We start from the raw sequence: 11814 nt of genomic DNA, 5'->3' as shown, positions 1-11814 counted from the left end.
CGAACCCCTCCTTCCGGTAGGATTAAGGGAGAGGGGTCGCGCGGCCAGTATTTGATCTGCTAGCCGAGGTGTGTGACTAGCGCAGGTGTTTGGCGAGAAAGTCTTGTGTTTTGGTGTAAATATTTTCCCGATCTTCGTCAAAATACATTGCTTGATGGCCAGTGTCTTCAAGTGAGATCCATTCCACTTGTTTGTCTGCTTTTTTCAAAGCCTTTACTAAGGATTTGGATTGTTTATATGGCACAACTTTGTCGTCGGTTCCGGCCACAATCATTACCGGAGCGTTGATTTTCCCGATATGTAGCAGTGGAGAGTTGGCGGTGAGCAACTTGGTGTCGGTATCTGGATTGCCAATGGTTTTATGTACCCACTCGACCAATTCAGGGCGCTTTCTGAACCGTTTCTGATCAAATTTGATTTGGTTGGCAAGGTGGGTGACACCATTAATACTGATGGCGCATTTGTAAAAATCGCCATGCTTGACCAGTCCCATCAGTGCAGCATAACCACCATAAGAGCTCCCGACCAAACAGATTTTGTCTTCTTGAATGTAGCCTTGTTTGATGAGGTATCGGGCGGCGTCCTGCAGATCGTCCTGCATGATTCCGCCCCATTGTTTGTAACCCGCCTCCTCAAACTCTTTGCCGTAGCCGGTTGATCCACGGAAATTGGGCTGCGCAACAAAATACCCTTGGCTGGCAACAAATGCAGCGTAGTCGTTATATAACGCATAGTCGCGGCTCTGCGGTCCGCCATGAGGCATCACCACCAATGGGTATTTTTGGCCTTTTTGGTAATTGGGCGGAAACAATAGGTACATGCGGATGGGTTTGCCATCGCGACTGCTGTAGGTGGCTATTCCGGGCATGCCCAGTTTTTCCGCGGGTAAACTTTTATAGCCCAGATCGTAAAATTTCAGCTCATCGTTTTGTTGGTTGTAAAGGTAATAGCCGGCAGGAAGATCCATGCCATAGGATTTTATTGCTATATGTTTGTTTTTGCTGTCGCTGCTTAGGTAATGAAAACCGTAGCCATACAGGCGTTTGCGAATACTGTCGTAGGTGTTTTGTCGCTTGGTATCGAAGTATTTGTTGACCAAAATGTCTTCTTCAACCTTGTAGCCTATCACTTGATCATTGCCCCCTTGATAAATGAGTCCGGCAATATCGTGAGTGGGCGATGAGGCCAATACCTTGATCGTTTTATCGGTGCGGTTTTGCTCAACAAGTTCATAAAACCCAGTGATAGGATTTTTTTTGCGGTAAGTCAGCGCGCCTTTAATAGTGAGCCCAACTAATATACCGCTATCTTCGGTATTTTCTTTGTCTGGCTCAATTTGAATCTGATCTACTTCGATCCAGTCGTCTTTGCCAACTAACTCAAGAATTTTCAACTTTTTGCGAATGTGAAGGTAGTCGACCCGGTAGCGTGGTGTGCCATCGGTCTCGCAAATAAAGTGGGTGGTATTGCGGCCGCCAGTCAGCACTTTTTCACTCACGCCATCAAACACATTAACTTTAAATAGGGTCAGTCTCTCGTTGTGGAAGCTGCTCATCAATATGTGCTGTGGGTCTTCTGGCAGGGTGTGGCGGATATGCGATAGATTGACGCGAAAGCGCTGGGAGCGTGTATCGGTCATCAGTGCAGCCGGGTTTTTCCCGTCCGGATCTACGGCGATAGAGCGACTGAATAAAAAATTATCATTGATGTCAAAATCCTCGTCCTTTTTAGCGTCGCGTATAACTTTATTGGTGTTGTAGGGCACCAATAAATGCACGATGAGCCGATCGTCTTTAGCCCAAGTGACTGCATAAGGGCGAATGACGCGGTCGCTTATCCGGCCGATAATTTTGAAGTCAGGGGTATTCATGTCGCGGATTACCGCTATCCGGGTTTTATCTTGTTGGCGCACTTCAGCGAGGTAACGGCCGCTGGGCGATATGTCCATATCAAGTAGTGCCGGGTCGGCCATAAAGTCGTCCACCGTTAAGGTTTGAGCGGACGCCATAAGCGGGAAATGGTACAAAAATAAGGAAATAAAAATAGAAAGGTACAGTTTCATAACAGCTCCGTGTCAGCATTGTTATTTCAGTTGGGATGCAAGCGAGGGAAATAGAATAATGGTTGGCGCCAGCTTGCGTCGATTGGCGGCTATACTATGGATTGCCTGTCTAATTTGCAAAAAAAAGTGGCGCCATTTGTCGAGGGCGTCAGATCATTATGTTGGTATTACATTGGCACTTTTGCGAGGTGTTTTTATGAAGTCCGGCAATCATCCTACATCGTCAGTAACGAATAATCCCTACCATGTGACCCAGCTAGATTTGCCGCTTAGTTCTGTGCAAGCGGGTGCAATGGGTGCGCTAAAACATGAAATAGATGGCTTGGTCAAGTTGGAGCTTACCGCCGAGCAAATGCTGGGTGAGGAAGTTGATCTGGCTAAGGCCTATATAAATGATGATATCCACGGTGTTTGGGCGGAGATAAGTGGTGGGCTTTCCCAGTGGGAGCTGATTACGGGCAAGTGGTTGTTAAGTGCCGCAGACCCTACCCGCGTCGATTGGCAGTTGCATCACTGGTGGGGCGATGAGGAGTCGCAGTTTCGTCACTGATGCTTGGTGTGTTTATTTATATTATTAACATGCTAGACTCGTGCTCGTTTTATAACTAGCGAGAGCGAGTGACATTGCCATGTATTTATCTCCGGGTCGCACTTTGGGTGTGCTTGCTCTGTTCTTTTGCTTGCCGATTGTTGGAGTTGCCCAGCCTGTGAGTGAATTACCTATCGATCCTATCTATTTGTGGGATGAAAAGCCTTTGGTCAGCCCTGACCGCGAACATATAAAAGATCAGCGTGTTTACGCGGTGGATAATCCCGCCATGATTCCCTATTGGCCTGAGGCCGATAAGGCCAATGGCACTGCAGTGGTGATTTTCCCCGGCGGTGGTTATGTGCGTTTGGCGATTAAACACGAGGGGCAGGATATCGCCAAGTGGTTTGCCGCGCGCGGTGTTGCCGCGTTTGTGGTCAAGTATCGGATGCAGGAATACGGTTTTCCTGCGCCTTTATTAGATGGTTTACGCGCTGTGCGTTTGGTGCGTAAACATGCCGATCAGTGGGGAATTGATCCGGCCAAAGTGGGGGTGATTGGCTTCTCGGCGGGTGGGCATGTGGCGGCGAGTATTGTCACTCGCTCAGGCTTTGCATCTGCGCTGGATGATCCGCTTGGCGATATAAGTGCACATCCCGACTTTGCCATTCTGGCTTACCCGGTTATCACCCTCTCTGGGACTGATGCTCATGCTGGGTCGCGCAAAGCTTTGCTCGGGGAAAACCCTGACGCCAAGCTGGAGCAGGAGAACTCCTTGCAAACGCAAGTGACCAGTGCTGTGCCGCCGATTTTTATGTTTCATGGTATTGGCGATCAGGCAGTGCCGGTTAGCAATAGCCTCGCGTTTTTTACCGAGGTGCAAAAGCATAATAAACAGTCGGAGCTGCATATTTACCAAACGGGCATTCACGGTGTGGGCATGATTCAGGGGCAGGGCAGTGTGTCCGATTGGCCGCTGGCGCTGGAGGCCTGGCTCAAAGGTTTAAAGCTCATAAAATAATCAGTTTTCAGCTTGCAGAAAACCAAGTCATTAGCATACAATCGCCGCCCCTGTAAAAGCGGGTATACGACGCTAGTCCCAAACGCCATAGGGCATGTCGCCCGGCTACTTCGTGTCGTCCAGTGTTTTGGAGCATCCAAATGAGTGCATATGCAATTTTTGAAAGCGGTGGTAAGCAACATCGCGTAGTTGTGGGTGAAACCCTCAAACTCGAAAAAATCGATTTCGCCACCGGTGGCGTTGTTCAATTCGACAAAGTTTACCTGGTTGCCAACGGTGCAGACGTCAAGATCGGCGCTCCTGTTGTAGATGGCGCTACCGTAACTGCAGAAGTAGTTGCTCACGGCCGTGCGGACAAAGTGAAAATCATCAAGTTCCGTCGTCGTAAGCACCACATGAAGCGTCAAGGTCACCGTCAGTGGTTCACCGAAGTGAAAATCACTGCTATCACAGGTTAATTGAGGAGGCTAGAAAATGGCTCACAAGAAAGGGGTTGGTAGTTCTCGTAACGGTCGCGATTCAGAAGCGAAACGCCTTGGTGTTAAAGCCTACGGCGGCGAGTTGATTTCTGGCGGCAGCATTATTGTTCGTCAACGCGGCACCAAGTTCCACGCTGGCGTAAACGTAGGTCTGGGTAAAGACCATACTCTGTTTGCGAAAGTAGACGGTACCGTTAAGTTCGAAATTAAAGGCGCTTTTGGCCGTCAATACGTAAGCATCATTCCTGCTGCTTAATATTGCGCTAAAGTAACAGCCAAGCTTACTGCTTGCAGTGGGCAAATGAAGAACAATAAAAAAGCCCTGCCGATATCCGTCAGGGCTTTTTTATATGCAGATTAAATTTTTGTTTTTTTCCTCTGGAGTTAGCTGTGAAATTTGTTGATGAAGCACCCATTCATGTCGAGGCCGGTAATGGCGGCAACGGCTTCATGAGCTTCCGGAGGGAAAAGTTTATTTCCAAAGGCGGCCCTGACGGCGGCGATGGCGGCGATGGCGGCAGTGTGTTTCTGGTTGCCGATGAAAACCTTAATACGCTGATCGATTATCGTTTTGTGCCCAAGTATCGCGCTGAAAATGGCCAAAAAGGCGGCAGTAAAGATTGCACCGGCGCTAAGGGTGCCGATCTGTTTTTGCCGGTGCCGGTGGGCACCACCGTGATCGATACCGATACCGAAGAAGTATTTGGCGATTTGACCGAACACGGCCAAAAATTAAAAGTCGCGCAAGGCGGTTTCCACGGTTTGGGCAATACTCGCTTTAAAACCAGTACCAACCGCACGCCGCGCAAAACATCGCCCGGAACCGAAGGCGAAATGCGCAACCTGAAGCTCGAATTAAAAGTGCTTGCCGATGTGGGTATGCTCGGTTTGCCCAATGCAGGTAAATCCAGTTTTATTCGTGCGGTAAGCTCGGCCAAACCCAAAGTGGCGGATTACCCATTTACCACGCTGGTGCCAAATCTCGGTGTAGTAAAGGTGCAGCAGCACCGCAGTTTTGTAATCGCCGATATTCCCGGTGTAATCGAAGGTGCTGCGGAAGGTGCTGGTCTTGGTGTGCGTTTTCTCAAGCATTTGACCCGCTGCCGTGTACTGATGCATATGGTTGATATGGCGCCGGTGGATGACACTAATCCCGCCGATAATGTGCGCATTATCGCCAATGAGTTGGAAAAATTCAGCCCGACACTCGCCACGCGCGATCGCTGGTTGCTGCTCAATAAAATTGACTTGCTGCCGCCCGACGAAGTGGAAGCGCGCTGTCAGGCAGTGATTGATGATTTGGGTTGGACCGGCCCGGTATTCCGCATTTCGGCGTTGAATCGCGAAGGCACTATGCCGCTTGCAGGTAAGGCGATGGAGTTGTTGGAAGCGATTTGGGAAGAAGAAAAAACCAATCCGGAAGCGCGTGAGCGCGAAACTGAATTGCAAAACCAAATGGCACAGGAAGCGCGCGATCGCATTGAAGAATTGCGTTTGGCGCAGCGTGAAGCCCGTCGTGCACGCGGTGAAGATGACGATGATAACTTCAACGAAGACGATTACGATGTTGAAGTTATTTACGTTAATCACTAATGCCGGTCAATTAGCGTCAAGCGCAAAATAGTGTAACCTCACGCCCGGCCTATGCTCCGGGCGTGTTGCATTAAGAGCCGAGAGTTTTGCAAAAAAATAGCGAATTATTCGAGCAGCCACTTCTCGCAAGAAAAAGAAAACAGGCGAAAGTAAAGAGACGAGAATAAAGAAACATGAGTAAAAAGCATGAATAAAAGAGACATTATTCCCCAAGCAAAACGCTGGGTGGTAAAAATCGGCAGCGCACTGTTGACCAATGATGGCAAAGGGCTGGATGCGGAAGCCATTGCCGGTTGGGTCAAACAAATGGCCGAGTTGCGTCTGCGCGGTATTGAATTGGTATTGGTCTCGTCCGGTGCGGTTGCCGCTGGTATGCGCCGGTTAGGTTGGGCTGCGCGCCCGACGGAAATTCATCAGCTGCAAGCCGCGGCAGCGGTTGGGCAAATGAGTTTGATTCAAAATTATGAGGTTGAATTCCAGCGCTACGGATTGCTCACTGCGCAAGTGCTGCTGGATCACGACGACCTTTCATCGCGCCAGCGCTATTTAAATGCGCGTTCTACTTTGAAAACCTTGATTGGTTTCAATGTGATTCCTGTCATTAACGAAAACGATACAGTCACTACTGAAGAAATCCGTTTTGGCGATAACGATACCCTCGGCGCACTGGTTGCGAATTTATTAGAGGCCGATTTGTTGGTGATTCTCACCGATCAAAAAGGCATGTACGACAGCGACCCGCGCAACAATCCCAATGCACAATTGCTCAGCGAAATTGCTGCCGGTGATTCGCGCCTCGAACAAATGGCGGGCGGCACTGGTGGAGCCCTGGGGCGTGGCGGCATGATTACCAAAGTGCGCGCTGCTCGTGTCGCTGCGCGTTCCGGTGCCGATACGGTGATCGTTGGCGGGCGCATTGAAAATGCCTTGCTGCGAATTGCTGCAGGCGAAAACCTCGGTACTTTTTTGTGGGCTGAACAGCAGCCGCAAGCGGCACGCAAACGCTGGATCTCCGGTCAATTGCAAACCCGCGGCACCATAGTGTTAGATGACGGCGCCGCACGTGTTGTGCGCGAGCAAGGGAAAAGTATTTTGCCGGTTGGCGTAAAAGAAGTGCGCGGCGACTTCACGCGTGGCGATATGGTGATCTGTGAAGATCTAAATGGCAAAGAAATCGCGCGCGGATTAATTAACTATCACGCCGATGAAGCGCGCAAAATTATCGGTAAACCCAGCAGCCAGATTTTTGAAATTTTGGGTTATGAAGACGATAACGAATTAATCCATCGCGATAATTTGGTGTTGAGTTAGATATTTTTTGTGTAAAAACCCGAGGCGGATGACCGGCTCGGGTTTTGAGGTGATATGCAAAACAAACTTAGCTAAATACACCTTTGAAAAAGAAGAAGAACAGAATTGACAGGCCGGCACCGGCGGGCAGGGTGATGACCCAAGAGGCGAAAATGCTGCCGATCACGCGCAGGTTCAGTGCGCCAATACCACGCGCCAAACCAACGCCCAATACCGCGCCTACCAGTGTGTGAGTGGTGGATACCGGCATCCCAATCCCGGAGGCAATTACCACTGTCGCAGCGGCAGCCATCTCAGCGGCGAAACCACGGCTTGGGGTCAGCTCGGTGATTTTTTTGCCTATGGTGATCATCACTTTGTAGCCATAAGTAGCCAAACCAACCACGATTCCCGCACCACCGAGTAACAAAATCCAGGGGGCGACAGTCGCTTTTGCGCTCACCGCTCCCGATTGGATCACGCTGATCACTGCTGCCATGGGGCCTACTGCGTTGGCAACATCATTGGAGCCGTGGGCAAATGCCATGGCACAGGCGGTAAACACCATTAAGATCCCAAACACGCGCTCAACGCTAGTGAAACGGTTGTGTTTGTCGGCAGCTTTATCCTGAGTGATTCGGCTCATCATATAGATACCAATCGCCGCTACCAGTAGCCCAATAAGCGCGGCAATCATGGTGCATTCAAGGAAGCTAAGTTCAAACTGATGGGATTTAAGAACGTGTTTGAGGCCTTTAAGCAGGGTCACCATCGACAGGAAAAAGCCGACTGCGAACATATAAAAAGGTATGTAGCGTTTGGCATTGGCAAAAGGGTCTTCGGTGTCCAGAATCAGATGCTGCACCGAGCGGAAGATCCAGAAAGAGATAATGCCCGCAACCAGCGGTGAAGTTACCCAGCTGGCTACTATGCCCCACACTTGACCCCACTGCACCGCTTCAGCGGAGATGCCCACGGCCGCAAAACCAATAATGGCGCCGACGATGGAGTGGGTCGTGGATACTGGCCAGCCCAGAATACTGGCGATTAACAGCCAGCTACCAGCGGCGAGCAGCGAAGAAAGCATGCCGAACACGAATAAATCCGGGTGCTCAGACATAACACTCAGCTCGACAATACCACTGCGTACTGTCTCAGTCACCTCACCGCCGGCGAGATAGGCGCCTGCAAATTCAAACACCATCGCCACAATAATGGCTTGTTTCATCGTTAACGCACGCGAGCCCACCGAGGTGCCCATGGCGTTGGCTACGTCGTTTGCACCTATACCCCAGGCCATAAATAGCCCGAACACACAGGCAAGAATAAGCAGCACGTGGCCGTATTCAGCAAATAAAGTCATGGTGAAATACCTAAATTAATAGCGATTAATGCGCGAGCAGCAGCTGTAAACGGCCGCCTACGTCATGGGCACGGTTAGCAATATCACCCACCCAGTCGATGATGTTGTACAAGAACATTACATCGACCGGTGGCAATTGTGCTTCCAGTGCGAAGAGTGAAGTGCGAACGCCGATCTCCAGTTGATCTGCTTTCTCCTCCAGAATGTCCAATTCCTTGATCATGTTTTCAACGACAGTCAGCTCGCGTCCACTAAAGCCGGTTTCGAGCAGTTCATCGAGTTCGTTGATAGCGGTGAGAGCTTGTTCGGCTGCGGCTACGCTAGCGTGCACAAACTCATTCATTTGGTCTTTCATGCTGGCCGGAATAGTCATCCGGCGGCCCATAATAATACCGGCGATATCTTTGGCGCGGTTGGGGATGCGGTCTTGCATGGTCAGCAGTTCCAGTAAGTCAGTACGCGGTACCGGCAGGAACAAGCTTTTTGGGAGGTGAAGGCGCAGGTGCTTTTTGATCTCATCGGCTTCGTTTTCGAATTTCACCACGCTTTGTTGAATTTCGCTGGCACGCGTCCAGTCTTCGCTGGTAACGGCGTCAAAAAAACTGATCAATTCCGATGCGGCTTTGACAGCCAAGGCCATATGCTCTTGCATAGGTTTGATGGGCGAACGACCAAACAGGTTTGACAGGTTTGCAAAAGGCATGAAATCCCCCTCCGGTTAAAAGTGCGTGCAGTATAGAAAGATCGTCTCTCAGGGTCACGCGGCTTTATTACATTTTTATGATGTTTTTGTGACTCTTTTTGGGGCATGACTCGCGAGTGATCAATCGGAGGTGGTCGATAGCACCCAAAATGGCGATATCAACTTGAGCGCCATTGAGCAGACTCTTGGCCTTAGAGTCGCTACAATCCATTGATCTCCAATCAATAAACAGGAACGATAAGATGGCGCAGGTGTTGGATCGGGTGTTGGATTTACGCGGCTTGATTCAGGATCTGGTCGCCGATGGACGCATGAAACAGGTCGATGCCAATATCTTGCTCGGTGCCTCGCGCACTCGCGAGCAGGCGATCATGCACCCGCTCGCCTATATCGCCACCCAAAATCTGGAAGATGTACGGCGCCCCGGCAAAAATCTTGATGGGGATACCTTGACTGAATGGCTGGCGAGCAAGGCGCACTTGCCACTGTTTCATATCGATGCGATGAAAATCGACGTGGCCAAATGTACCGAGGTGATGAGCTATGCCTTTGCCAAGCGCCACGGCATTCTCTGTGTCAAAGTCGAGGCAGATCATGTGGTTATCGCTTGTACCCAACCATTTATGGCGGGTTGGGAGCCGCAGGTAGAGCATGTCGCGCGGCGTGCAGTTAAACGTGTGGTGGCTAACCCTGCCGATATCGAACGCTTTATGGTGGAGTTTTACACTCTCGCCCGCTCGGTATCCGGTGCCAGCGGTGCAACCGCTGCCTCGGCGATCACCAATTTTGAACAGCTGGTGGAGTTGGGTAGTGCCAGCGACCCGGACGCCAACGACCAGCACATAGTTAATATTGTCGATTGGCTGCTGCAATACGCCTACGACCAGCGCGCCTCCGACATTCATATAGAACCGCGTAGAGAAGTCGGGCGCATTCGCTTCCGTATCGACGGAGTATTGCATTACGTCTACGAGTTGCCCGCCAACGTCTCCACTGCCGTCACCAGCCGTTTCAAGGTCTTGGCGCGCATGGATATCGCTGAAAAACGCAAGCCGCAAGATGGCCGCATCAAAACTCGCCGCAGCGATGGCAGCGAAATCGAGCTGCGTATGTCCACCTTACCCACCGCATTCGGCGAAAAACTGGTGATGCGGATTTTTGATCCGGAAGTGTTACAGCGCAGTTTTGCCGACTTGGGTTTGGTGGGCGACGACTACGCGCGCTGGCACTCCATGCTTACGCGTCCCAACGGGATTTTGCTGGTGACCGGTCCGACCGGCTCGGGTAAAACCACCACGCTCTACTCATCGCTGCGCCAAGTGGCGACCGATGAAGTGAACGTCAGCACCATTGAAGACCCCATCGAAATGGTGGAAGAGCGCTTCAATCAAACCCAGGTGCACCACAAAATCGGGCTGGATTTTGCCGCCGGTATCCGCAGCCTGATGCGGCAAGACCCGGACATCATCATGGTAGGCGAGATCCGCGATCTGGAAACGGCGCAGATGGCAGTCCAAGCCGCACTCACTGGCCACTTGGTGCTCTCCACCGTGCACACCAACGATGCCCCCTCAACCGTCGCGCGGATGCTCGATTTGGGCATTCCGTCTTATCTTATCAACGCCACCATGCTCGGCGTGATGGCGCAGCGCTTGGTGCGCACCCTTTGCCCACACTGCAAAGAAGAGGGCGAAATCACCCTGGCACACTGGCAGGAATTGGTCGCACCCTGGAAAGTAAATCTGCCCGCCAAGGTCTATCGCCCGGTGGGCTGCTTGGAGTGCCGCAATACCGGCTACCTCGGGCGTCAGGGCTTGTATGAAATCCTTATGCTCTCAGACACCCTCAAAGAAAAAGTCACTGGCGATTGCAACCTGCAGGAATTGCGCAAACTGGCGATGAAAGAGGGCATGCGCACCCTGCGTTTATCCGGCGCGCAAAAAGTCGCCGCCGGTTTGACGACGATGGAGGAAGTCTTGCGTGTCGCACCACCGCCGGAGAAAGTGGGGTGATGTTGGCGGCTTATAGACGGTACTGGCGGCTAACTGTCGTAGCTTTCGATTAGCCAAATCCACTAGGCTCTGTTGGTCCTTACTATTACCGGAGCCCAACTTATGGACAGTTTTGCACAAGAGATGAAAATATCCTCCACCAAGATCCGTCACCTGCGAACTCAGCTCGGTTGGTCGCAAGAGCAGCTCGCGCTCGCCTCCGGCTTGAGTTTGCGTACCATCCAGCGGGTTGAGGCAGAAGGTAAAGCATCGCGCGAAACACGTGTTTGTTTGGCGGCCACATTGAGCGTGGAGTTGGCAGAGTTATTTGATGAGTCAAATTCAGATGCAGAAATGCTGCCGGTGCCATCTGTCTTCCGCTACAAACTCGCACTGGCCGTGGCAGGCTTGGGGTTAGTGCCAATACTCCTCAATATTGCAGGATTTATTGCGAGTAACGTTTTGCTGTCAGCTTTACATATGATGGTTATTGCGCTCGCTTTGTACGGTAGTTTTGGTTGGTACTTTACCGGTCAGCCGCGACCGGCGTCGCGCGGCAAGCGTTATGTGCAGGTCACTTTTATTGCAGGGGCGATGTTTTTTGCGTTTGCTTTTTTTGGGCAAGACAATTCAAGCCCGGCTGCAATTGGCGTTGCGGCTCAGATTACAGCTTTAGCATTAGGAGTTTATTTTTTGCTGGATTACTGGCTATCGCGGCGGACAGTAAAAGAAGAGTGAAACAAAAATGGCGACCCGAGTGTCGCCATTTTTTTGTCTGCAGAT

Annotated in this window: 11 protein-coding genes; 8 read left to right on the top strand and 3 right to left on the bottom strand. The window is 51.1% G+C overall.

Annotated features, from left to right (window positions below; translation table 11 throughout):
- Positions 1–76: 76 nt before the first annotated feature.
- The gene (locus AC2CG4_RS12650) at positions 77–2062 is read right to left on the bottom strand and encodes an alpha/beta hydrolase family protein (protein WP_484486600.1); all 1986 of its coding nucleotides are present in this window, start codon (positions 2060–2062) and stop codon (positions 77–79) included.
- Positions 2063–2258: 196 nt separating this feature from the next.
- On the opposite strand from AC2CG4_RS12650, the gene AC2CG4_RS12645 reads away from it, so the two are divergent.
- From AC2CG4_RS12645 to proB, 6 genes are all read left to right on the top strand, one after another.
- Positions 2259–2612, top strand: a complete 354-nt coding sequence (locus tag AC2CG4_RS12645) for a zinc ribbon-containing protein (RefSeq protein ID WP_484486599.1) — start codon at positions 2259–2261, stop codon at positions 2610–2612.
- A gap of 79 nt (positions 2613–2691) precedes the next feature.
- Positions 2692–3612 carry an alpha/beta hydrolase gene (locus AC2CG4_RS12640; protein ID WP_484486598.1) on the top strand — a complete coding sequence of 307 codons (921 nt, stop codon included), beginning with the start codon at positions 2692–2694 and terminating at the stop codon, positions 3610–3612.
- Positions 3613–3752: 140 nt separating this feature from the next.
- A complete protein-coding gene (gene rplU / locus AC2CG4_RS12635) occupies positions 3753–4070 on the top strand; it encodes a 50S ribosomal protein L21 (RefSeq protein WP_484486597.1) in 318 nt (105 codons plus the stop codon).
- Between the two features lie 16 nt (positions 4071–4086).
- Positions 4087–4347 carry a 50S ribosomal protein L27 gene (rpmA, locus tag AC2CG4_RS12630; RefSeq protein WP_007640051.1) on the top strand — a complete coding sequence of 87 codons (261 nt, stop codon included), beginning with the start codon at positions 4087–4089 and terminating at the stop codon, positions 4345–4347.
- 134 nt (positions 4348–4481) lie between these two features.
- Positions 4482–5684, top strand: a complete 1203-nt coding sequence (cgtA, locus tag AC2CG4_RS12625; protein ID WP_062064490.1) for an Obg family GTPase CgtA — start codon at positions 4482–4484, stop codon at positions 5682–5684.
- Positions 5685–5870: 186 nt separating this feature from the next.
- Positions 5871–6995: a glutamate 5-kinase gene (gene proB, locus AC2CG4_RS12620; RefSeq protein WP_484486596.1), complete on the top strand. Its 1125-nt coding sequence runs from the start codon at positions 5871–5873 to the stop codon at positions 6993–6995.
- Positions 6996–7062: 67 nt separating this feature from the next.
- Here proB and AC2CG4_RS12615 read toward each other — a convergent pair whose 3' ends face one another.
- Together AC2CG4_RS12615 and AC2CG4_RS12610 are read right to left on the bottom strand one after the other, a co-directional pair.
- Positions 7063–8337 (bottom strand): inorganic phosphate transporter, encoded by a 1275-nt coding sequence (locus AC2CG4_RS12615; protein ID WP_484486595.1) that lies wholly within the window; start codon positions 8335–8337, stop codon positions 7063–7065.
- Positions 8338–8362: 25 nt separating this feature from the next.
- Positions 8363–9040 carry a TIGR00153 family protein gene (locus AC2CG4_RS12610; protein WP_484486594.1) on the bottom strand — a complete coding sequence of 226 codons (678 nt, stop codon included), beginning with the start codon at positions 9038–9040 and terminating at the stop codon, positions 8363–8365.
- A 242-nt stretch (positions 9041–9282) separates the two neighbouring features.
- Between AC2CG4_RS12610 and tfpB the strand changes: the two genes are divergently transcribed.
- Positions 9283–11052: a type IV pilus assembly ATPase TfpB gene (gene tfpB / locus AC2CG4_RS12605; protein ID WP_484486593.1), complete on the top strand. Its 1770-nt coding sequence runs from the start codon at positions 9283–9285 to the stop codon at positions 11050–11052.
- A gap of 102 nt (positions 11053–11154) precedes the next feature.
- On the top strand, positions 11155–11769 hold the full coding sequence (locus tag AC2CG4_RS12600) for a helix-turn-helix domain-containing protein (RefSeq protein WP_484486592.1): 615 nt from the start codon (positions 11155–11157) through the stop codon (positions 11767–11769).
- The last annotated feature ends 45 nt before the right edge of the window (positions 11770–11814 follow it).

The sequence above is a fragment of the Cellvibrio sp. ATLC23 genome (genome assembly GCF_057196725.1).
This window is presented reverse-complemented; position numbering and strand designations above follow the sequence as displayed.